Source organism: Stenotrophomonas rhizophila, from assembly GCF_003751305.1.
Classification (GTDB): domain Bacteria; phylum Pseudomonadota; class Gammaproteobacteria; order Xanthomonadales; family Xanthomonadaceae; genus Stenotrophomonas; species Stenotrophomonas rhizophila_B.
Genome location: NZ_RJKV01000002.1, coordinates 1,146,775 through 1,172,190, shown reverse-complemented (window position 1 = coordinate 1,172,190; position 25,416 = coordinate 1,146,775). Strand labels below are relative to the sequence as shown.

General features: G+C 66.9%; 25 protein-coding genes. 9 read left to right on the top strand and 16 right to left on the bottom strand.

The window, feature by feature from the left end; translation table 11 throughout:
• Positions 1-81: 81 nt before the first annotated feature.
• From EDF74_RS13675 to EDF74_RS13650, 6 genes are all read right to left on the bottom strand, one after another.
• Positions 82-756, bottom strand: a complete 675-nt coding sequence (locus EDF74_RS13675; RefSeq protein ID WP_123730605.1) for a rhomboid family intramembrane serine protease — start codon at positions 754-756, stop codon at positions 82-84.
• 89 nt (positions 757-845) lie between these two features.
• Entirely contained in the window at positions 846-1,298 is a 453-nt protein-coding gene (locus EDF74_RS13670; RefSeq protein WP_428999165.1) for an MGMT family protein, read from the bottom strand.
• Entirely contained in the window at positions 1,205-2,125 is a 921-nt protein-coding gene (locus EDF74_RS13665; RefSeq protein WP_123730604.1) for a DMT family transporter, read from the bottom strand. The genes EDF74_RS13670 and EDF74_RS13665 overlap by 94 nt, the downstream gene beginning before the upstream one ends.
• A 169-nt stretch (positions 2,126-2,294) precedes the next feature.
• Positions 2,295-3,650, bottom strand: coding sequence for a glutathione-disulfide reductase (gene gorA, locus EDF74_RS13660; RefSeq protein WP_123730603.1), 1,356 nt, complete (start codon positions 3,648-3,650; stop codon positions 2,295-2,297).
• Positions 3,651-3,773: 123 nt separating this feature from the next.
• Positions 3,774-5,021 carry a DUF418 domain-containing protein gene (locus EDF74_RS13655; RefSeq protein ID WP_123730602.1) on the bottom strand — a complete coding sequence of 416 codons (1,248 nt, stop codon included), beginning with the start codon at positions 5,019-5,021 and terminating at the stop codon, positions 3,774-3,776.
• 83 nt (positions 5,022-5,104) lie between these two features.
• Complete coding sequence (locus tag EDF74_RS13650; protein ID WP_088433264.1) at positions 5,105-5,584, bottom strand: FKBP-type peptidyl-prolyl cis-trans isomerase; 480 nt, start codon at positions 5,582-5,584, stop codon at positions 5,105-5,107.
• A gap of 111 nt (positions 5,585-5,695) precedes the next feature.
• Here EDF74_RS13650 and EDF74_RS13645 point away from each other — a divergent pair, with 111 nt between their 5' ends.
• The 3 genes from EDF74_RS13645 (at position 5,696) to EDF74_RS13635 (ending at position 8,729) form a co-directional block, all read left to right on the top strand.
• Entirely contained in the window at positions 5,696-6,235 is a 540-nt protein-coding gene (locus EDF74_RS13645; RefSeq protein ID WP_123730601.1) for a C40 family peptidase, read from the top strand.
• Between the two features lie 131 nt (positions 6,236-6,366).
• Positions 6,367-7,143, top strand: coding sequence for a C40 family peptidase (locus EDF74_RS13640; protein ID WP_123730600.1), 777 nt, complete (start codon positions 6,367-6,369; stop codon positions 7,141-7,143).
• Positions 7,144-7,391: 248 nt separating this feature from the next.
• The gene (locus EDF74_RS13635; protein WP_123730599.1) at positions 7,392-8,729 is read left to right on the top strand and encodes a sigma-54 interaction domain-containing protein; all 1,338 of its coding nucleotides are present in this window, start codon (positions 7,392-7,394) and stop codon (positions 8,727-8,729) included.
• A gap of 50 nt (positions 8,730-8,779) precedes the next feature.
• Here EDF74_RS13635 and EDF74_RS13630 read toward each other — a convergent pair whose 3' ends face one another.
• The 7 genes from EDF74_RS13630 to EDF74_RS13600 all read right to left on the bottom strand — a co-directional run bounded on the left by EDF74_RS13630 (position 8,780) and on the right by EDF74_RS13600 (position 16,292).
• Complete coding sequence (locus tag EDF74_RS13630; protein WP_123730598.1) at positions 8,780-10,096, bottom strand: hypothetical protein; 1,317 nt, start codon at positions 10,094-10,096, stop codon at positions 8,780-8,782.
• A gap of 48 nt (positions 10,097-10,144) precedes the next feature.
• Positions 10,145-10,909 carry a hypothetical protein gene (locus EDF74_RS13625; protein ID WP_123730597.1) on the bottom strand — a complete coding sequence of 255 codons (765 nt, stop codon included), beginning with the start codon at positions 10,907-10,909 and terminating at the stop codon, positions 10,145-10,147.
• 9 nt (positions 10,910-10,918) lie between these two features.
• Positions 10,919-11,617: a C39 family peptidase gene (locus EDF74_RS13620; protein ID WP_123730596.1), complete on the bottom strand. Its 699-nt coding sequence runs from the start codon at positions 11,615-11,617 to the stop codon at positions 10,919-10,921.
• A gap of 144 nt (positions 11,618-11,761) precedes the next feature.
• A complete protein-coding gene (locus EDF74_RS13615; protein ID WP_123730595.1) occupies positions 11,762-13,240 on the bottom strand; it encodes an adhesin in 1,479 nt (492 codons plus the stop codon).
• Between the two features lie 44 nt (positions 13,241-13,284).
• The gene (locus EDF74_RS13610) at positions 13,285-13,923 is read right to left on the bottom strand and encodes a hypothetical protein (protein WP_123730594.1); all 639 of its coding nucleotides are present in this window, start codon (positions 13,921-13,923) and stop codon (positions 13,285-13,287) included.
• On the bottom strand, positions 13,920-14,450 hold the full coding sequence (locus EDF74_RS13605; protein WP_123730593.1) for a hypothetical protein: 531 nt from the start codon (positions 14,448-14,450) through the stop codon (positions 13,920-13,922). The genes EDF74_RS13610 and EDF74_RS13605 overlap by 4 nt, the downstream gene beginning before the upstream one ends.
• A gap of 513 nt (positions 14,451-14,963) precedes the next feature.
• On the bottom strand, positions 14,964-16,292 hold the full coding sequence (locus tag EDF74_RS13600) for a dicarboxylate/amino acid:cation symporter (protein WP_123730592.1): 1,329 nt from the start codon (positions 16,290-16,292) through the stop codon (positions 14,964-14,966).
• A 149-nt stretch (positions 16,293-16,441) separates the two neighbouring features.
• Here EDF74_RS13600 and EDF74_RS13595 point away from each other — a divergent pair, with 149 nt between their 5' ends.
• From EDF74_RS13595 to EDF74_RS13575, 5 genes are all read left to right on the top strand, one after another.
• Positions 16,442-18,154 (top strand): alkaline phosphatase, encoded by a 1,713-nt coding sequence (locus EDF74_RS13595; protein ID WP_123730591.1) that lies wholly within the window; start codon positions 16,442-16,444, stop codon positions 18,152-18,154.
• Positions 18,155-18,195: 41 nt separating this feature from the next.
• Positions 18,196-18,714 (top strand): WG repeat-containing protein, encoded by a 519-nt coding sequence (locus EDF74_RS13590; protein ID WP_428999164.1) that lies wholly within the window; start codon positions 18,196-18,198, stop codon positions 18,712-18,714.
• A gap of 66 nt (positions 18,715-18,780) precedes the next feature.
• Positions 18,781-20,070 (top strand): tRNA lysidine(34) synthetase TilS, encoded by a 1,290-nt coding sequence (gene tilS / locus EDF74_RS13585; RefSeq protein WP_123730885.1) that lies wholly within the window; start codon positions 18,781-18,783, stop codon positions 20,068-20,070.
• A gap of 36 nt (positions 20,071-20,106) precedes the next feature.
• Positions 20,107-20,361, top strand: a complete 255-nt coding sequence (locus EDF74_RS13580; protein WP_123730589.1) for an exodeoxyribonuclease VII small subunit — start codon at positions 20,107-20,109, stop codon at positions 20,359-20,361.
• Positions 20,358-21,236 carry a polyprenyl synthetase family protein gene (locus EDF74_RS13575; protein WP_123730588.1) on the top strand — a complete coding sequence of 293 codons (879 nt, stop codon included), beginning with the start codon at positions 20,358-20,360 and terminating at the stop codon, positions 21,234-21,236. Before EDF74_RS13580 ends, EDF74_RS13575 begins: the two co-directional genes overlap by 4 nt.
• 103 nt (positions 21,237-21,339) lie before the next feature.
• Here EDF74_RS13575 and EDF74_RS13570 read toward each other — a convergent pair whose 3' ends face one another.
• Both EDF74_RS13570 and pmbA read right to left on the bottom strand, forming a co-directional pair.
• Positions 21,340-21,717, bottom strand: coding sequence for a DUF4870 domain-containing protein (locus tag EDF74_RS13570; RefSeq protein WP_088434456.1), 378 nt, complete (start codon positions 21,715-21,717; stop codon positions 21,340-21,342).
• 78 nt (positions 21,718-21,795) lie between these two features.
• Entirely contained in the window at positions 21,796-23,163 is a 1,368-nt protein-coding gene (gene pmbA, locus EDF74_RS13565; protein WP_123730587.1) for a metalloprotease PmbA, read from the bottom strand.
• 68 nt (positions 23,164-23,231) lie between these two features.
• On the opposite strand from pmbA, the gene yjgA reads away from it, so the two are divergent.
• Positions 23,232-23,846, top strand: coding sequence for a ribosome biogenesis factor YjgA (yjgA, locus tag EDF74_RS13560; RefSeq protein ID WP_123730586.1), 615 nt, complete (start codon positions 23,232-23,234; stop codon positions 23,844-23,846).
• Between the two features lie 78 nt (positions 23,847-23,924).
• Here the strand turns inward: yjgA and tldD are convergent, their stop codons facing one another.
• Entirely contained in the window at positions 23,925-25,370 is a 1,446-nt protein-coding gene (tldD, locus tag EDF74_RS13555) for a metalloprotease TldD (RefSeq protein WP_123730585.1), read from the bottom strand.
• Positions 25,371-25,416: the final 46 nt, after the last annotated feature.

The following is a 25,416-nucleotide window of genomic DNA, read 5'->3' as shown; positions in this document are numbered from 1 at the left end:
CGAAAGGGCGCCCATTGGGCGCCCTTTTCATTTAACAGGGACGGAGGTGGTTATTAACTACCTCCGTCCCTGTTATTTGCCTCACTTGATGCTGCGCAGGTGATTGGGGCGCTTGGGCGGGCCCGGCGGCCGTCGGTTGTTGAACGGCGGTTGGCCGCGCCAGTAGCGGATCAGCAGCCAGCCAAACAGCATGCCGCCCAGATGCGCGAAGTGGGCCACGCCCGGCTGCCAGCCGGTGGCGCCCAGCATCAGTTCCATCGCGCCGAACACGATCACGAAGGTACGGGCCTTCATCGGGATCGGCGGGAACAGCAGCATCACCCGCTGGTTCGGGAACAGCATGCCGTAGGCCAGCAGCAGACCGAACACGCCACCCGACGCACCCAGCACTGTGGCCGGATCGGCCAGTATCATGCCGACCAGCAGCTGGCACAGCCCGGCACCGGCGACGCACACCAGGTAATAGATGAGGAAACGTTTCTCGCCCCAGGTCTGCTCCAACGGCGCGCCGAACATGAAGAGCGCGAGCATGTTGAAGAACAGATGGCCGAAGCTGCCATGCAGGAAGCCATAGGTCAGCAGCTGCCAGGGCTGGAAGTTGCCGCCCGGCGAGAACGGATCGAAGCCGCCACCCAGAGGCTGCAGCATGAAGGGCTCGAAGGTGGCATTGCCGAGCAGGAACGGCTGCTGCAGCAGGAACAGCACGGCGTTGGCGATCAACAACGCTTTGGTGACAGTAGGCAGTCGCGGAAACATGGGGGCATCCTTTGGAACTGCGCCCATCATAGCCGCAGCGCCCGGCCGCCATCTGCGCGGCGGCGGCCGCGTTCAACCGGCAGGCAGCGTCAGCCCGGTCCCCACAGGGCGGCATCCAGATCGTTGGCGCCGGTTACCGGCATGCCCTTCACCCGCCCCCGTTCGATCATCACGCCCTCGGCGCGCAGCCGCTGGCTCTGTTCCTTCCACCCTGCCGAGCCTTCAGGCATTGCAATGCGCCCGTCCGAACGCAGCACGCGGTGCCACGGCAGGTCCGGGTCGTCATTCATGCCCAGCACGCGCGCGGTCAGCCGCGCCCTGCCCGGCAGCCCCGCCTTGGCGGCGACCTGACCGTAGCCCATCACCTGCCCGCGCGGGATCGCATGGATCACCGCCAGAATCCGTGCACGCGCCAGCGCCGCCGGGTCATCGCCCACGGCGGCCGCATTCACGCGCGCACCCGGCTGACCAGCAGCACGCCGAGCAGGACCAGGGCCGTGCCGAGGATCTGCCACGGCCCCATGGGTTCGTCGAGCAGCCATAGACTCATCACGATGGTGGAGACCGGACCGAGCATACCCACCTGGGCGGCCAGCGACGAGCCGATCCGCTTCACCGCCAGCATGATCGCCATCACCGGCAGCACCGTGCAGACCGTCGCATTGATCAGCGACAGCCAGTACACCGGCGTGGGCGCCTGGCCCAGCGCGGACATCGGGTGGAGCACCGCGAAGTGCAGCACGCATAGCACGCAGGCCACGCAGCTGGCATAGGCGGTCAGGCGGATCGCACCGATCCGCGCCACCACCTGGCCACTGCCGAACAGATACAGCGCGTAGCTCAGCGCACTGGCGAACACCAGTGCACTGCCCAGCACGATGCGCCCGCCTTCCAGCTGCAGGTCATGGCCGAAGGCCAGCAGTACGCCCAGATAACTGAGCACCAATGCCGCCACCTGCCAGCGACCAGGGCGCTTCTTCAGCAGGACCAGGCTGATCAGCAGCACCAGGGTCGGGTTCAAGTACAGGATCAGGCGTTCCAGGGTGACGCTGATGTACTGCAGGCCCTGGAAGTCGAGCAGGCTGGACAGGTAGTAGCCGGTGAAGCCCAGCCACACCACGCGCCCCCGGTCGCCCCATGACAATGCTGGCGCGCGCCGCGCCGACCATACCGCCAGCACCGCGAACAGCGGAAACGCCATCAGCATCCGCAACGCCAGCAGTGTGGTGGCATCCACGCCATGCCGATACGCGAGTTTGACAATGACCGCCTTGCCCGAGGCCGCGATCGCGCCAATCGCGGCCAGTGCGATGCCGCCGGCGGCGATGCGGCTGGAGGACGTGGGCAGCGAGGAGGCGGGTGAAGTCATCAGGACGGCGGACAGCCGCGCGGGGGCGGCTGGTCAGGTGGGGGGGGGCCATTGTCGCATGCGGTGCAGGGGCCTTTGATTGGCAGGCGCGGTGCGCGGCCGCCACGCATGGCGTGGCACTACCGGATGCCTGCTGCGGCTGCGGCAGGTGCACGCCGCTGACGCGCTTTCAGCGCATCAGTACCACTTCTTCTGCCGAGGTCGGATGGATCGCCACGGTGTCGTCGAACTGGGCCTTGGTCACACCCATCTTCACCGCCAGCGCGAACCCCTGCAGGATTTCATCCGCAGACTCGCCCAGCAGGTGCACGCCGACCACGCGCTCGTCCTCGCCCACGCAGACCAGCTTGAACAGGCTGCGCTGGGTGCCATCGGCCAAGGCCTGCAGCATCGGGCGGAAGTTGCTGCGATACACGCGCACATCACCATATCTCGCACAGGCCTCTTCTTCGCTCAGCCCCACCGCGCCCAAGGCCGGATGCGAGAACACCACACTGGCCACGTTTTCATAGTCCATCTTCGCCTGGGGCTGGCCACCGAACAGGCGGTCCATCAACTTGCGCGCCGCGGCGATCGCCACCGGGGTCAGGCCAACCTTGCCGGCGATGTCGCCCACCGCATGCACGCTGGGTACGGCGGTGGTCTGCCACGCGTCGACCTCGACCTCGCCCTTGTCACCGATCACCACGCCGAGCGCTTCCAACCCCAGATCGGCACTGTTGCCGCGTCGCCCGGTGGCAAAGAACACTGCATCGAAATGACCGTCGGCCGGGCCATCATGGCCGAGCGCGACCACGGCATCGCCGTCACGCTGCAGCTCGCGCAGGCGGTAACCGAAATGGATCTGTACGCCTTGGTGGCGCAGGTTCTCGGCAAGCTGTGCGGTCAGTTCTGCATCGAAGCGCTCCAGCAGCCGCTCGCCACGTACCAGCAGCGTCACGCGGCTACCGAGCGCCTGCAGCAGCCCGGCCAGCTCCACCGCGATGTAGCCACCGCCCACGATCGCGACCCGCTCGGGCGCGCCGCACAGGTTGAAGAAATCATCGGATACCAGACCCAGTTCCGCACCGGGAATCTCCGGACGCTGCGGATACGCACCGGTGGCGATCAGGACGTGAGCGGCACTGATGCGGACGCCATCGCTGCACTCCACGGTGTGCGCATCCACCAGCCGACCACGGCGCGGTACACGCACCACCTTGTTCTCATTGAGTCGCTTGAGATAGCTGGCATGGATGTTGGCGATGTAGGCCTGCCGATGCACCACCAGTTCTTTCCAGTCCAGCGAAGGGCGCACGGGTACATCGAAGCCCATTGCGGCGGCCAGACCAATACGGCCGGAGAGATCGGCCGCCAGCCACATCGCTTTCTTCGGCACGCAGCCGACATTGACGCAGGTGCCGCCAAGTTCGCCCGGCTCCAGCATCGCCACGCGCTGGCCGTGCTGCGCCGCGCGGAAGGCCGCGGCGAGGCCGCCGGAACCACCGCCCAGCACGATCAGGTCATAGTCGTATTGCGTCGTCATTGGTATCGCTCAACTCGGTAAGGGGGCAGGATCGGCCGCCGTTGCACGGCCCGCATGCTCCTTTCCAGCATGCCATGCGCCACCGCGATCCAGACGTGAGCGTGCCCCGCGGCGGCCCCCGGTTCAGGCCCGGCGCAGCGGCGGCCACTGCAGATAGGTCATCGCGCGCCAGATCCACTCCAGCGGTCCGAACCGGAAGCACCGCAGCCACGCATGGCTGATCGCCACCTGCAGCGCGAACAGGGCCAGCGCGAACGGAATCTGCCACAGGCGCGGCAGCGTTTCGAACGCGCCCAGTCCATAGCCATAGAACACCCAGGTACAGACCAGCGACTGGCCGATGTAATGGGTCAGCGCCATCCGCCCCATCGGTGCCAACACCTGCAGGCGTGCGCGCCAGTGCACGATCCAGGCCAGGTAGCCCAGGCACATCAGCAGCCCGGCCAGCGCACTGGTCGCATACGCCACGCCGCCGCGCAGATCCAGCGTGCCGGGCGCTTGATAGGGATGCCAGATCGCACTGCCCAGCATCAGCACCAGGCCCACCGGCAAGGCGATCCAGCGCAGCCGTGCATACAGCCGTGCAAACCGCTCGGGTTCGGCCAGCGCGCCACTGCGGGCGAACCAGCTGCCGATCAGGAACATGCCCAGCACTTCCGGACCGATCACGAAGATGCCCGACAACATCGCACCGAGATCGCGCAGCCGCTGTCCGACCGCCTGCCCCCAGCTGCCATGCGCGTATGCCTGGCGCTGCAGTTCGACCGTCCGCTGGGCCTGCGCGATGGCCTCGCGCAGCGGGTCCTGCGCGTGGTCCATGGTGGCCATCCAGCTCATCAACGCGCCCAGCAGCATCACCAGGGCGGCTGCGCCCAGATAGCTGATCACCCCCATCGCAGGCAGCCAACTGCGCGGCGCCTCGCGACAGGCGAGCAACGGCAGTGAGATCACTGCATAGATCACCAGGATGTCGCCGGACCATACCAGCAGCGCATGGCACAGGCCGATCAGCAGCAGCGCAGCACTGCGGCGCAGATAGAACGGCGCGAATGCGCGGTCGGCCGCCGCAGCGCGCTGCGCCATGACCGAGAACCCCGCGCCGAACAACAGCGAGAACAGGGTGAAGAACTTGCCTTGGACCAGCACGTAGATGGCTGCATCGGCCCAGTAGTCCGCGCCCTGCCAATGCGGATCGATGCCGGTGAAGGACAGGTCCAGCGGACCGCTGAACGCCTCCATGTTCATCAGCAGGATGCCCAGCAGCGCGAACCCGCGCAGGATGTCGATGACGGCGATGCGCTCGTTGGCGCCCACCGGCTGCAAAGGAGAAGAAGCTGCGTTCACAGGCAATCCGCTGACCAGGTCCGCCATTATGCCGTGCGCGTGGAAGCCTGCCGCACAAACGAAAACGGCCCGCCGAAGCGGGCCGTTGGATCGACGAGGGGCTGCAGCACTCAGTGCTGGTGGCCGCCGTCGCCGTGCACGTGGCCGTGCTCGATTTCTTCCTTGCTGGCTTCGCGCACGTCGACGATCTCGACGTTGAAGTGCAGGTCCTTGCCAGCCATCGGGTGGTTCAGGTCAACATCGACCACGCTCATGCCGACCTTCTCCACGGTGACCGCGCGCGGGCCGAAGTTGGTCTGCAGCACGACCTGCTGGCCCGGAACCAGCTTGCTGGTACCGAAGTGCTTCTTGGGCACGCGCTGGGTCAGGCCTTCGCGGCGCTCGCCGTAGGCATCGGTCGCCTTGACGTCCACTTCGAAGGTGGCGCCGGCTTCCTTGTCCATCATGGCGTTTTCCAGGCCCGGGATGATGTTGCCGTGGCCGATCAGGATCGCCAGCGGATCACGGTCCTTGGAGCTCTCGATCGGCTCCTGGCCCTGCTCGGCGACGGTGTAATGGAAACGGACGACGCGGTCTTTTTCGATCTTCATGCGCAACTCTGGTCTGGAGACTGCCGAGGGCAGACGGGTGAGGCGGGTTGTGGCCTGCCGGATACGCCGCCATCATGACGGCCTTCTAAGGTCGCGCATTATCCGGACAACATGCACATGACGCCAGTTTCGCGCCTGACCCGCCTGCCCGGCCGCCTGGCCCTGCTGGCGATCATCGCCCTGCTGAGTGCCTGTGGCGGCGGCAAGACCACCCGCCCGGCCCCACCGCCCGCCTCCACCCAGGTCTGGCCCAGCGTGGCCCCGAATGACCCGCAGGCGGCCAACGCGGTGCTGATGCGCGCGATCGGACTGGTGGGCACGCCGTACCGTTACGGCGGCAACACCCCGGAATCCGGCTTCGACTGCAGCGGCCTGGTCGCCTACGTGTACCGCGAGATGCTGGATCTGCGCCTGCCCCGCACCTCGCGTGATCTGGCCGCCGTGCAGGGACCGAAGATCGAGCCCAAGCGCCTGGCACCAGGCGACCTGGTGTTTTTCGGCAACAAGGGCAACGTCTTCCATGTCGGCATCTATGTGGGTGAAGGCCGCTTCGTGCACGCCCCCAGCACCGGTGGCACCGTCCGGCTGGATTCGCTGGGCGGGCCTTACTGGAAGGACCACTACACCGGGGCGAAACGCGTCCTTAACTAAGCTGAACAGGGGTAAGGGCTAAATTTGTGACCTAGATCACATAGTTGTAAACGAAAAATTAACGGAATTTGTACCTAATCACTGCGCTTACACGGCATCATCACCCATCGTTTTTATTCAGTGACCGCCGCGTGACGACAGACGACCTGAGTTGCAAAGGCCAGACAGCCGCCCTTCGGCGTCGCGCCCGACCCGCCTTCATCGCCGCAGCGCTCTGCCTGGCCAGCCTTCCGGCATGGGCCCAGTCCGCGCCGACGATCGGCTCCGAGGTCGCTGCAACCCCCGTCACTGTTGCACCTGATTCCCCCGCGCCGGCCAAGTCCAAGGCTGAAGCGCCGGCCCGCAGCAAGGCCGATGCCGCTGCCAGCGCCACCCTCGCCGCCCTGCTTCCGCACCTGGCGGCCAACGACACCATCCCGCTCATGGACCGCTCGGCGATGTTCGCCGGTGATCTGAGCCGCCTGCTCGCCAACTACGACGCCAGCACCGGCGCCATTACCGTGGCCGGCGACGCCGCCGAAAACGGCAAGGTCCAGTCCCTGCTGCGCCGTGCGATGACCCTGCTCGGCACCCCGTACCGCTGGGGTGGCACCTCGCCGGACAGTGGTTTCGACTGCAGCGGCCTGGTCGGCTATGTGTTCCGTACCGCGCTGGGCGTGGAGCTGCCGCGCGTGTCGCGCGAAATGGCCCATGACGGCGCGGCCGAACTGATCAATGACCGCAACGCCCTGGCAGCTGGCGACCTGGTGTTCTTCGGCCGCAAGGGCCGGGTCGACCATGTCGGCATCTATGTCGGCGAAGGTCGCTTCCTGCATGCCCCGAGCACCGGCAAGGACGTCCGCGTCGACAGCCTGGTCAGCGGGTACTGGGGCGGCAAGTTCATGCAGGCCCGCCGCGTCGACCTCTGACGCGCCCTGCTGAATCAACAGATCGAAGGCCGCTGCCCTGCAGCGGCCTTTTTCTTTGGGCCGCCCGGCGATGGCCGCTGCCCCCCCCAATCCGCGTTCCCTTCTCTGTCACCGTCTATTTCCCGGCCGGCGACACGCCGGGCGCCTGTGCGCTGCGGCGGGGGACGGACCCGGACGTGGGGCGGCACGTGCGCGGCAACCGATCAGGCAGCAGACACCGCCCGAGCTTCTCGTCGACAAGGTGACGCATGGCGGCTGTCCCCGATTTTCCTGCCCGGTGTGTGATCTGGTTTGGGCAACCTCTCCCGCTTGAACGGGCCACCTTGGCTGCGGCCGGCTGGCAGGTGCGGGGCGTGGCCCCGGAACAATGCGCGGGCATCGGCATGCGCGGCAGCGACCAGGTCGTGGGCCTGCTGGACCTGCGCACCGTGGTCCCGGCCAACCTGGCCCATCTGCAGCAGCTACTGGTGGACCACCGTCACATGAGCCTGCTGGCCTTGCTGCCGGCGGCCCCACTGCGTCCCTCGCCGGTGCTGGATGCGCTGCTCGCTGCCTGCGTGGATACCTACACCGCGCCGATCGATCTGCCGCGCGTCGTCCAACGCCTGCAGCAGTTGGCCGGTGCCGAGCCCCTGCCCGCCACCCACGGTCCGCAGTCCCTGATCGGCGACAGCGCCGTGCTGCAGGTCACCCGCGCGGCAATCCGCAAGTACGCGCCGGTGGATCTGCCGGTGCTGATCACCGGCGAAACCGGCACCGGCAAGGAACTGGCCGCCCAGGCCCTGCACGCGCTGTCCGCACGTCATGCGCGTCCGTTCCTGGCAGTGAACTGCGGCGCGATCCCCGCGGCGCTGGTCCAGTCCGAGCTGTTCGGCCACGAGCGGGGCGCGTTCACCGGTGCAGCAACCCGTCGGCTGGGCCTGTTCGAATCGGCCAGTGGTGGCACCGTCTTCCTGGACGAGATCGGCGATCTGCCGCTGGACGCGCAGACCAATCTGCTGCGCGTGCTGCAGGAAGGCACGGTGGAGCGCGTCGGCAGCAACCGGCCGCTGGAGGTGGATGTGCGCGTGCTCGCGGCCACCCACGTGGATCTGGAGAAAGCGGTCGAGCAGGGTCACTTCCGTCGCGACCTCTTTTATCGCCTCAATGTACTGCGGCTGCCGCTGCCGCCGCTGCGCGAGCGCGGCAGCGACATCGCGTTGCTGGCCCACCATTTCCTCGCCAGCTTCCGGCACCGCCATGTCACCCGTGCGCGCGGATTCACCGCCGATGCGGTGCAGGCACTGGAGCGGTTCGGCTGGCCGGGCAATGTGCGCGAGCTGCTCAACCGGGTGCAGCGTGCGGCGATCGTCAGCGATGCCGAGCTGATCACCGCAGCGGACCTGGAATTGACGCAACCGCTGATGGCCACCGCCGAGCGCGGCCTGCAAGGCGCAAAGCAGGTGGCCGAACGCGAGACCCTGCTGCATGCCCTGCGCCAGGCGGATTTCAACATCACCGCCTGCGCCCGCCAGATGCAGGTCTCCCGGGTGACCGTCTACCGGCTCTGCCGCAAGCACCAACTGGCGCTACCCGAACTGCGCTGACCCGCGAACCGTCGCATCAAACCCGTGGACTGCGCGACCCTGCCGTTGGCTCACAGGCTGTACGGCACCTTGAAGGCCAGGGTGAAGTCCGGTGCATCGGGGGTCAGGCCGATACCCAGCAGGCTCACCAACGTGGTCTTCTGGTTCAGGGCATAGGTGATGCCCAGGTTGAGCGTGGCGGCATTGGCATCGCTGCCGATTACCTTGAGCCACTGGCCATTCTTGTAGCGCGTGGACGCGCGCGCGCTGAGCTTGTCGCTGAAGGAGATGCTCAGGCTGGTGCGCTCGTTGAAGGCGAACGCCACGCCGGCACCGAAGTAGTACGAGCCGCCCAGCTTCACGTCCCCCGGGTTGGTGGTGTCCGGGTTGGCGTCGATGTCATCGAAGCTGCGCGGAAAGGAATGGATGTAGCCGATGTTGGCGAACAGGATCGCGGGGTCGGCGGTCTTTACCGCCGACAGGCCGACGTTGGCCTGCCAGACGCCATTGCCGGTGGGCTGCTGTTCGGGCACCGCGAAACGGATGAAGTCATCGTCATCGCGTTCGAGCACCTTCCAGTCCAGCCCATACGGCGCACGCCCGGTCGGCGCGGTCGCGCCCACGGTCAGCACGGTTTCCGGCAGCCGCCCACGCTCGGCGAACAGCCGGTAATTGGCGCTCACGCCAACATCGCCGATGCCATTACCCGTCGTCTCTTCCTGCGCGATAGCCGCGGCAGAACCGCCGGCACCGCCCTTCTGGAACACCGTCTTGCGGGCCAAGTAGGGCACATCCAGGTTCAAGGTCAGGCGCGGGCTGACGCCCCAGCGCGCAGCCAGGTTGTAGGTGAGCGTGTCCGACTCGACATTCTCGATGGCGATGTTGCCCAGGAAGATCGCGTCCAGCGCCAGGAAGCCGTTGAGGCTGAGCTGCTTGCGGTCATAGCGCGCGTAGGACAGGCTGTTTTCGATCGTGAAGCGGCGGCTGAACAGCGCGGCCTGCTGCTGTTTGACGTCATCCACGCTGCGTCGCGATTCCTGTTTGGCCTGCTGCGCTTCGGCCGCCGAGCTGGCGTAACCGTCGGCGCTGGCCGGTGCTGCAGGCGTGCCAGCCGGCAAGGCCTGTTGAGGTGGAGGTGCAGCACCGGCGACCGGCGCGGTCTTGCCGGTCAGTCTTGCCTGCATCGCCTGCACCTGCATGTCCAGTTCGCGCAGACGTCGCACTTCCTGCGCGTAGTTGGCCTTGAGGCTTTCCAGCTGCGCCATCAGTGCCCTGACGTCGGCCTCGTCATTGGGCGCAGGCTGTTGCGCCTGTGCCTGGGCGGACGCAGCCGCCATGAGTGCCAGCGCCGCCAGCGCCAGCGGTGTTGCGCGGATCATCGTGTGCATTGCCTTGGCCCACTGTTGTGTTGACGCTCCCCCTGCCGGGCCGATGGATCACTGGCCCGGCCCCATGCCTACGCCGCGTACCAGCGTCATCGCCTGCGCCACGTTCTGATTGAGCGGAACGTTGTTGGCCAGCGACTGCCTCACGAGGTCGATCTGCAGCCGGTTGGTGACCGACTGTCCATCACTGCCCAGCGCGATGCTCTGGCCGACGCTGCCGTTGCGGATCCATTGCTGGACCGCACCGACACCCTCGATCTGCAACTGCACCTTGGCCGTGTTGCCTTCCAGCTGGGCCAGCGCACTGACGCCGCCCTGCTGCACGCTCGCCAGGTTCACGCCTTCGCCGGTGGGCGTGGGTGCCACGCCATCGCGCACGGTCAACTGGGTGGCGTTGCTGGCCAGGTTGCCGTCACCGGCCACCTGGATGCTCTGGCTGAGGCCGGCCACGTTCTGCAGCCCGCTGGAGTCCACGCTGCGCCCTGGGGTCACCGGCAGCGGCGCATCGGCGGCGGTCACGCTCACGCTCGGTGCGAAGCTGATCTTCGGTGCGCTGCCGCCGTGGCTGAAGTCCATGCCCAGCTTCAGCGCGCTCTGTGCGGACTGCCCGCCGGCGGTCTGCCATTGCGAGACCATGGTGACGCCGAACCACGCCACGGTGTTGCCACCGACGGTGTAACGACCCCGCATGAGATTCAATTCCGGGTCGGGGATTTCACTCAATCCCTTGCCGGGCCGGCTGTCGTCGGCGTGTGCCGGCGCGATGCCCAGCAGGGCGAGCAACACGATGCCGGGCGTCCAGGTTGCAATGTTCATGGTGCCTCCTTAAAACAGATCGGCATGGGTGAATCCGAAATCGACCAGTTCCGCATCGGTGATCGGTCCCTGCCTGGCATATAGCGAACGGGCACTCGGCCGTTCGCCGGGCTGCAGCAGTGCCGTGTTGCGATCGAAGTCACTCCCGATCACGACAAACACGGCGCGCGACGGCCACGCCTGAAGAAATTCGCTGACGGGAATGCTGCGGTTTCCCAGGATCGGGTCGGCCACATCCACCACATCGCCACGGACCTGTTTGAGGACCACGAAATGGCGGAAGCCCCGCACATCCATCAGCACCAGCCCGGGCACGCGCAGTGAGCGCAGGCGCTCTTCGTTGACGCGGTAGCCGCGTCCACGCATGCCCATCGATTCGACGTAACGCTTGATGTCCAGCAGCGAGAAACCGCGCTGGTGGACCAGTTGTGGATCCGAGACCCCCATCATCCCTTCGATCACCGTGCTCTCATCGGCCTCCAGGTGGTAGGCGTAGCGCAGGATCGTGGCCAGGGCAGCTGCGCCACAGCTGTAATCGGTGTGCTGCCGTACGACATTGCGGAAGCGCCGTTCCTGCATGCTTTCCACACGCTGGGTGAGCACCGCCCCGTTGGGCAGTACGCCACTGAAGCCGACATCGCCGGCGCGTACGCTGCCCATCGGCATCATCAGCATCGACAGTGTCCACACCAGCATCCACGTGCGCATACGACTGGACATGCAGTACTCCGGCTCAGGAAGGAGCCCCTGCCCCAAGGGGGAGAAGGGACAGGGGCTCCCGGGGAGCCCGGTCATTGGCGGATGACCGGGTTTGTTGCGCTCAACGCGTACTGCTTGCGAAAACGGACAGACTTACTGTTCCGGACCGCCGCCACCACCACCGCCGGTGGAGGGCTGCGCAACCGCCAGGGCCAGACTGTTGGCCTGCAGGTTGCCGGTACCGGAGGCCACGTTCACCCCGATGTTGCCGGAGGCGCCGGAGAACGCACTGCCGGACAATGCCGCGGTGTTGGTGGCATCCACGTTCACCCAACGGGTGGTGGAGACGGTGCCGCTCAGGCTCGCGTAGAGGTCGGCCACGCCCAGTTCAACGAACTGGCTGGTGCCGCGCTCTTCGGTGTCGAACGCAATGCCGCCCACGCCCGGACGATTCGGGTTGGCGGTGGCATTCTGGATATCGCTATCCATGTCGATATGACCGGTTTCGCTGCCGCTCGGGTGATCCAGCGCGCCACTCCAGGTATCCAGGTAGTAGTTGTCTTTCTGGTAGGCACTTCCCGAGCCGCTGTAACGGCCCGCACCGACGGCCAACGTGGCACCGGCAACGCGACCGCTCAGGTTCACGTCCACGGTGTCGGTCATCGACTGCAGGTAGCCGGCGTTGCTGACGGTGTTGCCGGAGGACACCTGGTTGGAGCTGATGCTCGAGGTCGCATAGGCGCTGGTGGCGACCGAGGCGGCGAGCGCGTTCTTCTGCTCGTTGTTGTTGCCCGAGGCGACGTTGGCACCGATGTTGCCGGACGCGCCACTGAAGGCATTGCCACCCAGGCCCGCAGCGTTGGTCACGCCCGAGTTGAGGGTGGTGTTGCCACCGCCGTACTGGTTGACGAAGACTTCCGCATCGGCCATGCCGAAGCTGAAGGACGCATCGGCCGCGGACAGCGACGCGGCGTTGTCCTGCGCGTTGTTGTCACCGGCGGCGACGTTGAAGCCCAGGTTGCCGGAGGCATCGGCACCGACGTCGTCGGCGATCGAGGCGCTGTTGGTCACCAGGGTGTTGCCGGCCAGATTGTTGGTGACCGACTGGCGGTTGTCGATGATGGCGATGGCGGCCGAGTCGATATCGATCGAGCCGGTGATTTCCGGATCGCCCGAGAAGCTGATGTCCGAGCTCAGGCGCAGGTCCTTCTCGATGTTCACGTCGACGCCGTGGTTGTTCTTTTCCTGACGCTCGTCGGCCTGGATGTTGCTGGTCTTGTTGACGTTCTCGGTGACGTTGCGGTTGCTGGTCACGTCGCGGTTGCTGGTGACGTTGGTGTTGCTCGTCACGTTGTCGTTGATGGTGGTGTTGGTGGTGCTGTTGTTGTTGCGGGTGTTGTTCCAGGTCCGGTTCCAGGTGCGCGAATCGGTATCTGTGTTGGTGGTGGTATTGGTTTCGGTGTTGGTATCGGTATTGGTGTTGGTGCGCGTTTCAGCCACGTTGTGCAGGTGGTTGATGTTGGCGCTCTGGTTCTGGTTGTCGCGGTCATTGCCCCAGCCATTGGCGCCGGCGGAGGCGGATGCAGCGGCGACGGCGATGGCCAGTACGGTCCGTTTCATGTTGGTGTTCATGGTGCCCTCTCTCTCATCACAGACAATCGGGTGGATGTGACTACTCACGGGGTGGACTGCACCGAAATGCTCAGTTGGTTTGCGGTGGCGTTGCCGGATCCCGCGATCTGATTGAGTTGCAGGACGCCGTCGAATCCCTGCAGTGCGGAGGCTTCGACCGCCACCCTGCGAGTTCCGGCCGACCGACCGCTGTTGACGGCCCCCTGCCCCCCTGCTGACGCGAGTGCGCCCGACGCAGCCAAAGCCTCGTCGTTCGTTTCGCGTATGCCCTGTTGCGCCAGCGTGGCGGTGACGACGTTGAGCGTCGCGTTGCCGTTGCCGCTGGCCTGGTTGATCGATGCCACGCCTCGGGCGCCGTTGAGTGCCTGGCCGCCGAGCGTGGCGCTGGCGTCCATGGCGGTATCGCTGAGGCTGAGGTTGTTGGACTGCTGCTGGCGCGCATCCACATTGATGTGAGCGTTGCGGCCGTTGGCGATGCCCATCAGGTTGGCCTGCTGGTTGAGATCACCGGCAGCCATGTTGACGGTCATGGCGCCGTCGGCGCCGGCCAGGGTGCGGCCGTCGATGCGGCTCTGATTGAGGTAGGAGAGCATCGCGGCGTAGTCGTTGGCCTGCTGTGCGTGTGCGGCCAGTGGGGCGAGCAGCAGGCAGGTCAGCAGCCCAGTGCGCAGGGTGTTGTTCATTTGCCGGGTCCGCCTGCGGGCTGGCCGAGCGGGAACTGGGCGAGTGCGCCGCGGACCTGGTCGCCGATGCCGCGTGTGGCGTTGCCGACCGCGCCCATGGGGCCACCAATGGTGTTGCTGAGCTGGCCGCTGGAGAGCATGCCGCTGTCGGTGACCTTGCCGAGGGTGCCGCTGACCGTGTGGCCGGTCACGCGCTCGATGGTGGTGGCGCTGCGCGGGATGCCGGCACCGGTGTTGGAACCGAGCGAGGCGTAGTCATCGTCGCTGAGTTCGTCCATGCCGGTGGAGGTACCGAGGGCCTGGCCGATTTCGCGGCGCGGTGAGGGGTCGGCGATCAGCGCCATGCCGGGCGGTGCCGGACGGTAAGCCGGCCGGGCGGAGACGTCACGCAGGAGGACGATTTCGCCGGGCTGGGGTTTGACGCCCTGGCGTGCGCCGGAGGCGTTGGCGGCCGCCGGCACGATGAGTGCAACGGCGAGCAGCCAGAGTGTGGTGTGTCGTGTGCGGTGTGCGGCAACGCTGTCCATGGCGACCTCCGATTACATGCGAGGGGTTGGAGCAGCATTCGTGCCAAGTTCCGGATGCCCGTGTTTGCTGGGCTTTCGTGCGGTTGGGGTTAATCGCACGCAACATTGCTGTTACAGCGGCGTTAGCGGTTGGGTGGATGAATAGGTTGGCCGGTGGATGGGGTTGCGCCGAGAGGCAGGCGTGGTGCGGGTGTATCACAGGTGTTACACCGGGTGATACACGGGGTTACGGTGCGGGTTCAGGCTAGCTCCGGGTTTGTTTGTACAGCTTAAGCCAGTCGCTTTATCGTGAGGGCCGGCGATGCCAAGCCTCGCCGGGACACGCCGTGAACCCATCCATGGGGGCTCGTGTCGCGACATCCATGTCGCTCACGGTCCCGGCGAGGCTTGGCATCGCCAGCCCGCCAGACATCTGCCTGTGCGGCAGGAAGAAGCGAAGATGCGAAAGCAGTTCCCCCAAACAAAAAAAAGACCGGCTCTCGCCGGTCTTTGGGTGCTGCGTTCGTGCCTGCATCAGGACGTTCGTTCTTCGCCTTCATCCACGCCCAGGTTGGTGGATGGGTTGTCGTAGATCTCACGGTCGAGCAGGCCGGTTTCCTTGGCGACGATGACCGGGACCAGCATCTGGCCGGTGACGTTGGTCATCGTGCGCATCATGTCGAGGATGCGGTCGATGGCGTAGAGGTAACCGATGGTTTCCAGCGGGAGGTTGGCGGCGCTGAGGACAACGGTGGCCATCACGACGGCGGTGCCGGGGACGCCGGCGGTGCCGAAGCTGCCGAGGACCGAGGCGATCAGGACCACGATGTACTGCTCTGGGGTGAGCGGCACGCCGGTGTACTGGGCGATGAAGACCGCGCACAGGGCGGGATAGATCGCGCCGCAGCCGTCCATCTTGATGCTGGCGCCGAGCGGGACGGCGAAGGAAGCGTAGTCCTTGTTGACGCCGAGGTTGTGGGTGATCGAGCGCATCGCGGCGGGCATGGCGGCGAAGCTGGAGGAGCTGACGAAAGCGACCTGCATGCCGGGGGCGGCGCCGCGGAAGAACTTGAGCGGGTTCAGGCCGTGCATGAGCAGCAGGCTGCCGTAGACCACGACGATGTGCACGGCACAGGCGATGTACAGGGCGAGCACGAAGTTGCCGAGCGGCAGCAGCTTTTCAAAGCCGTAGCTGCCGACCAGGCCGGCGATCAGGCCGAAGGTGCCCAGCGGGGTGATCTCCAGCACGAAGCGGGTCACCTGGATCATGATCTCGCTCATCTGCCCGGTCAGCTTGCGTGCTTCGCTGACCTTGTCGCCGAGCTTGACCATGGCAAAACCGAGCAGGCCGGCGAAGAAGATCACCGGCAGGATCGAGCCGCGCCCGGCGGCCAGGACGGTTTCACCGGCGCTGTTGATGCGGGTGCCGATGCCGGTCAACGCGTAGAACACGTTGGAGGGCACGACATCCATCAGCACCTTGATCACGCTGGGTACTTCGCGGGGGGTGTAGCCGTGGTCCATGCTCAGGCTGAGCGCGCCGCTGCCGGGCTGCATGACGGTGCCGACGGCAAGGCCCACGCAGACCGCCAGGGCGGCGGTGATGATGAACCACAGGAAGGTGCGCCCGCCCAGGGCGGCGACGGACTTCTGCCCGTGCAGCGAGGAGATGGCGTTGATCACGGCGAAGAACACCAGCGGCACCGCGATCATCTTGATCAGGGTGACGTAGAGATCGCCGAGGGGGCCGAACCAGGTTTCCGCCGCCGGCCCGAGCAGCCAGCCGGCCAGTGCGCCGAGGACGAAGCCGCCGAGGACCCGTTGCCAGAAGGGGATCCGCAACCAGGCAGAGACCAGCTTCATGCGCGTTCCAGAGGTAATTTGACAGCTAGGCACCTTAGCCCAAGCGGGGCGCTGGAACGAGGCGTACACGGAAAATCAGCGTGTCATCGGCGTGCCTTGCGGCGTTCTGCATAATGAACGCCCGTTTCACACGCGAGATTTGCCCGTCCATGTCCCGTTTCACGCCTCTGGTGGCCGCCGTCACCACCCTGCTGCTCGGCGCCTGCGCCAGTACCGCTCCCTCCTCCAGCGCCGCTGCCGGCGCGGTCCAGGTCGATGTGCCGGCCATTGCCCACCCCGCCGGGGAGACCCCGCAGTGGTGGTACCGCAGCGGTGCGGCGCGCGCGGCCAGCACGGGAGCGATGGACGGCAAGGCCAAGAACGTCATCCTGTTCCTGGGCGATGGCATGAGCCTGACCACGGTGGCGGCGGCGCGCATCTTCGAGGGGCAGCGCAACGGGCATCCGGGTGAGGAGAACCTGTTGTCCTGGGAGCGCTTCCCGGCCACGGCGTTCAGCAAGACCTACAACACCGATTCGCAGACGCCGGATTCGGCCGGCACGATGACGGCGATCACCACCGGCGTGAAGACCCACATGGGCGCGATCGGCGTCAGCGCGGGCACCCGCAACGACTGCGCCGACAGCCTGAACAAGGGGCTGCTGACCTGGCTGCAGTTGGCCGACAGCGCCGGCATGGCGACCGGCGTGGTCTCCACCGCACGCCTGACCCATGCCACCCCGGCGGCGACCTACGCGCACTCGCCGGAGCGCAACTGGGAAAACGATACTGACGTGCCGGAACAAGCGAAGACCGCCGGCTGCCGCGATATCGCCCAGCAGCTGTTGTCGACCTCGCGCTTCGGGCGCGGCCCGCTGGTCGCCCTCGGCGGTGGTCGTGGTGAATTCACCACGGTCGAAGAACGCGATCCGGAATATGACGACAAGGTCGGCCAGCGCCTGGACGGGCGCAGTCTGGTGACCGAGTGGCAGCAGGCGCACCCGCAGGGTGCCTACGTGTGGAATGCCAAACAGTTGCAGGCCGCGTCGAAGGCACCGGCCATCCTGGGCCTGTTCGAACCGGACCACATGCGTTACGAGGCCGAGCGCAAGGACGATCCGGCCGGTGAGCCAAGCCTGGCCGAGCTGACCCAGGCGGCGATCGCCAACCTGTCGCGCCACCAGGAAGGCTATGTGCTGATGGTGGAAGGCGCGCGCATCGATCACGCCAACCACAGCGGCAACGCCTACCGCGCACTGACCGATACGGTGGCGATGTCCGATGCGGTCCGCGCGGCCGTCGAGGCGACCTCCGAGCAGGACACGCTGATCATCGTCACCGCTGATCATTCGCACACGCTGAACTTCGTCGGTTACCCGGCACGTGGCAATCCGATCCTGGGCAAGGTCAAGGACAAGGGCGGCGAAGACGGTGCCGGCAAGCTGGACCTGGCCCGCGATGGCCTGGGCCTGCCCTACACCACGCTGACCTACGCCAACGGCCCGGGTTACACCGGTGCCACCAACCAGCAGCCGGTCGGCCCGAAGCGGTACCCGCACAACCCGAGCAGCTTCGATCCGAGCACGGGTCGGCCGGACCTGACCGCGGTGGATACCGAGCATCCTGATTACATGCAGGAAGCGCTGGTACCCGCCAAGAGCGAATCGCATGGCGGCGAAGACGTCGGCATCTGGGCACGTGGCCCGGGCAGCAGGGCGGTCCGCGGCACGATGGAGCAGAACGCGATCTACCACATGATCGTGCAGGCCACTCCGCGCCTGCGTCAGCGCCTGTGCGAGGCAGGCACCTGCGACGCCAAGGGCGTGCCGGTCGAGCTGCCCAAGCCGACCGCGTTCGAGCGCCAGGCCGGCGCCAGCAAGTAATGCGTCTGCCGACCTGCAACACGACGAACAGGGGCCGCTACGTGCGGCTCCTGCTGCTGGCAGCCGGCCTGCTGGCCTCCGCCATGGCATGGGGCACCGGCAGCGCGTGCACCGTGCTTACCGAGGAAGATGGCCTGCAACCGCTGGCCGGTTGCCTGTGGCGCGATGGGCGTCTGGCGCTGGATGCCACGGCCCTGGCGGCGTTGCCCTACGACCAGGACGGGTTGGCCGCCGTTTATGCCGGCGGCGGATTCCACTATGTCCGTGCCGACGGTCGGAAGCTGCCGGTGATCACCTTCGACAACGGCCCGGACTACGTGGTGGAAGGGCTGGTGCGCGGCCGCGTGGGCGCGCGCATTGGCTACTTCGATACGCAGCTGCGTCAGGCATTCCCGGCCACGTTCGATTTTGGCTGGGCATTCGAAGACGGCGTGGCCCGCGTCTGCCAAGGCTGCCGACCAGGGACACCGGACGAGGACGGCCACACCGCGATGGTCGGTGGCACCTGGTATCGCATCGATCGGCAGGGGCGTCCGGCGATGGATGCCGACGCGCCGTGATCCCCGCGCGTGGCATCGTCGCCACGCAGCACCGATACTGCCGGTCTGCCTGAGATCGCACTGCCCATGACGTCCCTGCTGCCGCCACCGCCCTCTGTCGTCCACCCCGTGCTGGTGGGCTTCAGCGGCGGGCTCGATTCCACCGTCCTGCTGCATTGGCTGGCCACCTCGGCGGCTCAGCGCACCGCCGGCCTGCGCGCTGTGCACATCCATCACGGCCTGCAGGAGCAGGCCGACGCCTGGACCGTCCACTGCACGCAGGTCTGCGCACGCTGGAACATTCCGCTGCGGGTGATCCGCGTGCAGGTGCCCCGTCACCAGGGCCAGGGGCTGGAAGCTGCCGCGCGGCATGCCCGGCGCGACGCATTCGCTTCACAGCTGTTGCCTGGCGAGCGGCTGGCACTGGCCCATCACCGCGATGACCAGGCCGAGACCTTCCTGCTGCGGGCGTTGCGTGGCTCCGGCGTGGATGGCCTGGCATCGATGCAGGTCACCAGCGCATTCGGCGCCGGCACCGTGTGGCGGCCGTTGCTGGAGGTTCCGCGCAGCACCCTGCGTGCACACGCGCAGGCCGAAGGTCTGGAGTGGATCGAAGACCCCAGCAACGCGAGCGATGACGCCGACCGTAATTTCCTGCGGCTGCACGTGCTGCCACAACTGCGCCAGCGCTGGCCCCAGGCCGACGCTGCATTCGCACGCAGTGCAGCGTTGTCCGCGCAGTCCCAGCATCTGCTCGACAGTGCCGATCGCGACGCGCTGGAACGCTGCAGTGTCGGCCCCGGCGTGATCGACTGCGCGCGCCTGATGCGCCAACCGGTCGAGCGGCGCGCGCGGTTGCTGCGTCATTGGGTGCGTGGCAGTGGACTGCCGCCACTGCCTGCCGCCGGGGTCGAGGCGGTCGAACGCGAACTGCTCCCGGCCGCGCACCATGCCGACGCGCAGTTTGCCTGGCAGGGTGCCCGCATCCGCCGCTGGCGCGGGCAACTGCACCTGCTCTCGGCCAGCCTGGCGCTGCCGGCGGACTGGAGCGTGCACTGGGATGGCCGTGCGCCGCTGGCGCTGCCCGATGGCGGCGAGCTGCGGCTGCTCGGCACCACCGACGGTTTCGATACCCCCGTGCAGATCCGCGCGCGTCGCGGCGGGGAGCGCATCCAGCTGCCGGGGCGCACGCATTCCCACGCACTCAAGGATCTGTTGCAGCAGCAGGGTCTGCCACCGTGGCAGCGCCGCCAGCTGCCACTGCTGTTCGACGAAGACACGCTACTGGCCGCGGGCGACCGGGTGATCGGTGCGGCCCTGCAGCCGTGGCTGCTGGCCCATCACGCGCAGTTGCAGTGGACTCCGGGCGCGGCGTGAATTGACCCCGCCGGGCCAGCGGCCCACACTTGTCGCATGGCAAAAAAGTCCCCCAATGAAACCTCCCCGGTCGCCCACTTCGAGCAGTCGCTGGAAGAACTGGAGCAACTGGTGGAGAAGATGGAAACCGGCGAAATGAGCCTGGAACAATCGCTCAGCGCCTACGAACGTGGCGTCGGTCTGTACCGCCAGTGCCAGCAGGCGCTGGAACAGGCCGAACTGCGCGTGCGCCTGCTCAGCGATCCGGCCCAGCCCGAGACCGCCGAACCCTTCGACCCGCCCCAGCCATGACGGTTGAGGCCACGTTCGCGCGGTGGCGCGACCGGATCGAACACCAGCTCGACACCAGCCTGCCCTCTCCATCCGACGCCCCGCGTGGTCTGCATCAGGCGATGCGCTATGCGGTGCTCGGGGGCGGCAAGCGGATGCGCCCGCTGCTGGTGTATGCCAGCGGCCGGATCTTCACCGCTGACGAGCCCGCGCTGGATGCGCCTGCGATGTCGGTGGAACTGATCCATGCGTATTCGCTGGTGCACGACGATCTGCCGGCGATGGACGATGACGCCCTGCGTCGCGGCCGCCCGACCACCCATATCGCTTTCGATGAAGCCACCGCGATTCTCGCCGGTGATGCCCTGCAGACGCGTGCGTTCAGCCTGCTGGCCGATGCGGCGCTGCCGGCGCAGCTGCGCGTGGATTGCCTGCAGACCCTGGCGCACGCCTCCGGCGCGGCCGGCATGTGCGGCGGCCAGGCATTGGATATCGACGCCACTGGCCATCAGCAGCCGTTGCAGGACCTGGAACGCATGCATGCGCTCAAGACCGGCGCGCTGATCCGCGCTGCGGTGCGCATGGGCGCGCTGTGTGGGCAGGCGCCCGCGGCTGATCTGGCGACGCTGGATACGGTTGCCTCGGCGCTGGGCCTGGCCTTCCAGGTGCGTGATGACATCCTCGATGTCGAGGCCAGTTCGGAACAGCTCGGCAAGACCGCGGGCAAGGACGAGGCGCAGGCCAAGTCGACCTTCCCGGCGCTGCTGGGCATGGACGGCGCCAAGGCACATCTGCGCACGCTGAGCGAGCAGATGTTCGACGGTCTGGCCGGCTATGGCGAGGCGGCCGATGCACTGCGTGCGCTGGCCAGGCTGGCGGTTGAGCGGGATCACTGAGCGATCGCGCAGGCCGCCACGCAGGGCGTGGCCCTACAATGCCAGGACACAAAAAAACGCCCGGGAATCCCGGGCGTTTTTTCGTTCCAGCGCTGCGGATCGATTACTTGATCAGGCGCAGTGCGAACGGGTAGCGGTAGGCTTCGCCGTTGTTGGCCTTGACCGCTGCAATGATGCAGAAGATCACGTTGAGCAGGCCGACGATCGGTGCCAGCAGGCCACCGATGATGACGATGGTCAGCACGATGCAGATCAGCATCGCGATGGTGATCGTGATCTGGAAGTTCAGCGCTTCCTTGGCCTGATCGGTGACGAAGCTCTTGCTGCTGTCGTCCTTGTTGATCAGCCAGATGATCAGCGGGCCGAGGAACCAGGTGAAGATACCCAGCAGGTGGGCCACCAGGGCCATGGTGCGCTGTTCGGCCGGGGCCGGTGCGCTCACCGGCGGCGGCGGGGTGGTGACGTTATCGAAATCGCTCACGTGAAACTCCTTGTTCGAGGTAATGGGTATTGCACGCGGCAGGCTCCCCGCCTGCCAGGGCAGCCCCCATAGAATACGTCAATCGTTACCGGCAACGGTCATTCGTCCTACAAGGATCGAACCGGTATGCACGTGCGAGCGCGTGTCGATGTCGGTGCCCACCGCTTCGATGCTGGCGAACATGTCCTTGAGATTGCCGGCGATGGTGATGCCATCGACCGGGTAACTGATCTCGCCGTTCTCCACGCGGAAGCCGCCGGCGCCGCGCGAGTAGTCACCGGTGACACTGTTGACGCCCTGCCCCATCAGTTCGGTGACCAGCAGTCCATTGCCCATCTGCCGGGCAATGGAGACCAGATCACCTGCGTTGGCGGTGACCTTGAGGTTGTGCACGCCACCGGCATTGGCGGTGGTCGGCAGGCCAAGCTTGCGCGCCGAGTAGCTGCCGAGGATGTAGCGCTCCAGCACGCCATCGCGGATCAGCGCCGAATTACGCGTGGCCACGCCATCACCATCGAAAGCGGCCGAGCGCAGTCCGCGGCGCAGCAGCGGCAGCTCTTCGATGCCGAACCAGTCCGGGAAAAGACGCGTGCCGACGCTGTCGAGCAGGAAGCTGGCGCGACGGTACAGCGCGCCGCCGGACACCGCACCGAGCAGATGGCCGATCAGCGAGCGGGCCACCTCCGGCGAATACAGCACCGGCATCTGCGCCGTGGTCATCGAGCGCGGGTCCAGCCGGGCGACGGTGCGCTCGGCGGCACGGCGGCCGATCGACGCGGCATCGTCTAGATCTTCGCGGGCCAGCGCGCTGCTGTACCAGCCGTCGCGCTGCATGCCATCGCCCTGCCCGGCAATCAGCGCACAGCCGATCGAGTGGTGGCTGCTGCGCTCGCGGCCGATGAAGCCATGCGAGTTGGCATACACCGACAGGCTCTGCGCGGTCGCCGCCGAGGCCCCGTCGGAATTGCTGATGCGGGTATCGGCCTCACGACCGGCCGCTTCGCAGGCCAGCGCCAGATCCAGCGCCGCGTCGGCACTGAGTTCCCAGGGGTGCCAGCCGTCCAGATCCGGGAACTCATGGGCCATCAGCGCCGCCTCGGCCAGGCCGGCCGCTTCGTCGTCCTCGGTGTGGCGGGCGATCGCGCAGGCCTGGGCCACGGTCGACTCCAGGCTGCTCTCGCGCAGGTCGGCGGTGCTGGCGCTGCCCTTGCGCTGGCCGAAGTAGACGGTCACGGCGATGCCGCGATCACGGGTGGACTCGACCGTTTCGACCTCGCCCAGGCGCACGTTCACATCCAGGCCGCGCTCATCGCTGCAGCTGACTTCGGCCTGGGTGGCGCCCAGGGCCTTGGCCCGCTCCAGCAGGCGCTGGGAGATGTCGGCCAGCTGCTCCAGGCGCTGCAGGCTGTCGTCGGCCGGGGAGACTTCAGGGGAGATCACGTTCAATGCTTTATCCTGTACAGGTGAGTGCCCGGCGCGACGCCGGCACAGTTTACGGATGTGGAAATAAGACGATGCGCGGACGCGACGAAGAAACCGGTGAATTCCTTGATATCAGCCGCAGCCAGAACCGCCGGGCTGCGCTGGACGTGCTGGCCCTGGGCGAGAAGCTGGTCTCGCTGACCCCGGCCCAGCTGGCGCGCCTGCCGGTGCCCGAAGATCTGCTGCCGCACATCGCCGAGGCCAAGCGCATCACCGCGCATATCGCCCACAAGCGCCAGCTGGCGTTCCTGGCCAAGCACATGCGTCGCGAAGACGACGCCGTGCTGGATGCGATCCGCGATGCGCTGGATGCCAACAGCGAGACCTCGCGCCGTGAAGTGGCGACCATGCACCGCGTGGAAGACTGGCGCGAACGCCTGCTCAAGGACGGTGACAAGGCGCTGGGCGCGCTGCTGGACGAGTACCCGCATGCCGACCGCCAGCAGCTGCGTACGCTGGTGCGCAACGCCCAGGCCGAAAAGGCCAAGAACAAGCCACCGCGCGCCTACCGCGAGATTTTCCAACTGCTGCGTGCGCTGCTGCTGCCGGCCGCGCTCGGCCTGGAAGGCGTGAACGCCGCCTCCGAAGAGGCGCTGGACGACGCGGTCGACACGGACAGCGACAGCGACGAGAACGCCGAGGACTGAGTCCCGGCGCTCACGCGGCGGCGCCAGCGCCCCGCTGGCGGCCGCGTGATCAGGCAGCGCAGGCGAATGCATCCCGGCTCAGGCCTGGGTGCCGCCCACGGTGATGCCATCGATCAGCAGGGACGGCTGGCCCACGCCCACCGGCACGCTCTGGCCATCCTTGCCGCAGATGCCCACGCCCTCGTCCAGGGCCAGATCGTTGCCGATCATGCGCACTTTCTGCATGGTTTCCGGCCCGTTGCCGATCAGGGTGGCGCCCTTCACCGGCGCGGTGATTTTTCCGTCTTCGATCAGGTAGGCCTCGGTGGCCGAGAACACGTACTTGCCGCTGGTGATGTCGACCTGGCCGCCACCGAAGTTGACCGCGTACAGGCCACGCTTGACCGAGCGGATCATCTCTTCCGGATCGTGCTGGCCGGCGCGCATGTAGGTGTTGGTCATGCGCGGCATGGTCATGTGCGCGAACGATTCACGGCGGCCGTTGCCGGTCGGGGCCACGCCCATCAGGCGCGCATTGAGCGAATCCTGCATGTAGCCGACCAGGATGCCGTCCTCGATCAGGGTGGTGCACTGGGTGGGGTGACCTTCGTCATCGATGTTCAGCGAGCCGCGGCGTCCGTCCAGGGTGCCGTCGTCGACGATGGTCACGCCCGGTGCGGCCACGCGCTCGCCGATCCGGCCGGCGTACACGCTGGTGCCCTTGCGGTTGAAGTCACCTTCCAGGCCATGGCCGACTGCTTCGTGCAGCAGCACGCCGGGCCAGCCCGGGCCCAGCACCACGGTCATCACCCCGGCCGGGGCCGGAATCGCCTCCAGGTTCACCAGCGCCTGGCGCAGGGCCTCGCGTGCGAAACCTTCCGGGCGTCCATCGGCGAACAGGTCTTCATAGCTGTAGCGACCGCCGCCGCCGGAGTAACCCGACTCGCGCCGGCCCTGCTGCTCGACGATCACCTGCACATTCAAGCGCACCAGCGGGCGGATGTCGGCCGCGAGCACGCCATCGCTGCGCGCGATCAATACCGTGTCCACGCCCCCGGACAGGCTGACCATGACCTGCTGCACGCGCGGATCGGCGGCGCGCAGGTAGCGGTCCAGCCGCTTGAGCATCTCGACCTTGGCCTCGTTGCCCATGCCATCGATGGGGTCCAGTGCCGGGTACAGCGCGCGGCCACTGCCACGCACCAGCGAGCGGGCCGACTGCGCCCCACCCTCGCGGGAAATGGCGCGGGCCGAGTTGGCCGCGGCCAGCAGCGCGTCGCTGTGGATGTCGTCGGAGTAGGCGAAGCCGGTCTTCTCACCGGCGATGGCGCGTACGCCCACGCCCTGCTCGATCGAATGCGCCCCGTCCTTGACGATGCCGTCCTCCACGCTCCAGCTCTCGCGGCGCGCGTGCTGGAAATAGAGATCCCCGAAATCGATGCCCGGGCCCAACAGGGTGCCGAACGTGCGTTCCAGACCGTTCGCATCCAGCCCGGCGGGCAGCAGCAGACGGTCGGTGGCCAGCGAAAGTGCGTTGTTGTTCATGCTCTTTGATCTGTGGGCGCCGGGCGCAATCGCAACCCGGGCGCGG

What these genes read in the sequence shown, in the direction of transcription:
- yjgA (WP_123730586.1), top strand. Translation starts at nt 23,232, where the DNA reads ATGCGCGGACGCGACGAAGAAACCGGTGAATTCCTTGATATCAGCCGC.
- EDF74_RS13630 (WP_123730598.1), bottom strand. Translation starts at nt 10,096, where the DNA reads ATGCACACGATGATCCGCGCAACACCGCTGGCGCTGGCGGCGCTGGCA.
- EDF74_RS13615 (WP_123730595.1), bottom strand. Translation starts at nt 13,240, where the DNA reads ATGAACACCAACATGAAACGGACCGTACTGGCCATCGCCGTCGCCGCT.
- EDF74_RS13610 (WP_123730594.1), bottom strand. Translation starts at nt 13,923, where the DNA reads ATGAACAACACCCTGCGCACTGGGCTGCTGACCTGCCTGCTGCTCGCC.
- EDF74_RS13655 (WP_123730602.1), bottom strand. Translation starts at nt 5,021, where the DNA reads ATGGCGGACCTGGTCAGCGGATTGCCTGTGAACGCAGCTTCTTCTCCT.
- gorA (WP_123730603.1), bottom strand. Translation starts at nt 3,650, where the DNA reads ATGACGACGCAATACGACTATGACCTGATCGTGCTGGGCGGTGGTTCC.
- EDF74_RS13575 (WP_123730588.1), top strand. Translation starts at nt 20,358, where the DNA reads ATGACGGTTGAGGCCACGTTCGCGCGGTGGCGCGACCGGATCGAACAC.
- EDF74_RS13600 (WP_123730592.1), bottom strand. Translation starts at nt 16,292, where the DNA reads ATGAAGCTGGTCTCTGCCTGGTTGCGGATCCCCTTCTGGCAACGGGTC.
- EDF74_RS13595 (WP_123730591.1), top strand. Translation starts at nt 16,442, where the DNA reads ATGTCCCGTTTCACGCCTCTGGTGGCCGCCGTCACCACCCTGCTGCTC.
- EDF74_RS13605 (WP_123730593.1), bottom strand. Translation starts at nt 14,450, where the DNA reads ATGGACAGCGTTGCCGCACACCGCACACGACACACCACACTCTGGCTG.
- tilS (WP_123730885.1), top strand. Translation starts at nt 18,781, where the DNA reads ATGACGTCCCTGCTGCCGCCACCGCCCTCTGTCGTCCACCCCGTGCTG.
- EDF74_RS13650 (WP_088433264.1), bottom strand. Translation starts at nt 5,584, where the DNA reads ATGAAGATCGAAAAAGACCGCGTCGTCCGTTTCCATTACACCGTCGCC.
- EDF74_RS13620 (WP_123730596.1), bottom strand. Translation starts at nt 11,617, where the DNA reads ATGCGCACGTGGATGCTGGTGTGGACACTGTCGATGCTGATGATGCCG.
- tldD (WP_123730585.1), bottom strand. Translation starts at nt 25,370, where the DNA reads ATGAACAACAACGCACTTTCGCTGGCCACCGACCGTCTGCTGCTGCCC.
- EDF74_RS13635 (WP_123730599.1), top strand. Translation starts at nt 7,392, where the DNA reads ATGGCGGCTGTCCCCGATTTTCCTGCCCGGTGTGTGATCTGGTTTGGG.
- EDF74_RS13580 (WP_123730589.1), top strand. Translation starts at nt 20,107, where the DNA reads ATGGCAAAAAAGTCCCCCAATGAAACCTCCCCGGTCGCCCACTTCGAG.
- EDF74_RS13675 (WP_123730605.1), bottom strand. Translation starts at nt 756, where the DNA reads ATGTTTCCGCGACTGCCTACTGTCACCAAAGCGTTGTTGATCGCCAAC.
- EDF74_RS13665 (WP_123730604.1), bottom strand. Translation starts at nt 2,125, where the DNA reads ATGACTTCACCCGCCTCCTCGCTGCCCACGTCCTCCAGCCGCATCGCC.
- EDF74_RS13625 (WP_123730597.1), bottom strand. Translation starts at nt 10,909, where the DNA reads ATGAACATTGCAACCTGGACGCCCGGCATCGTGTTGCTCGCCCTGCTG.
- EDF74_RS13645 (WP_123730601.1), top strand. Translation starts at nt 5,696, where the DNA reads ATGCACATGACGCCAGTTTCGCGCCTGACCCGCCTGCCCGGCCGCCTG.
- EDF74_RS13670 (WP_428999165.1), bottom strand. Translation starts at nt 1,298, where the DNA reads ATGGCTGCTCGACGAACCCATGGGGCCGTGGCAGATCCTCGGCACGGC.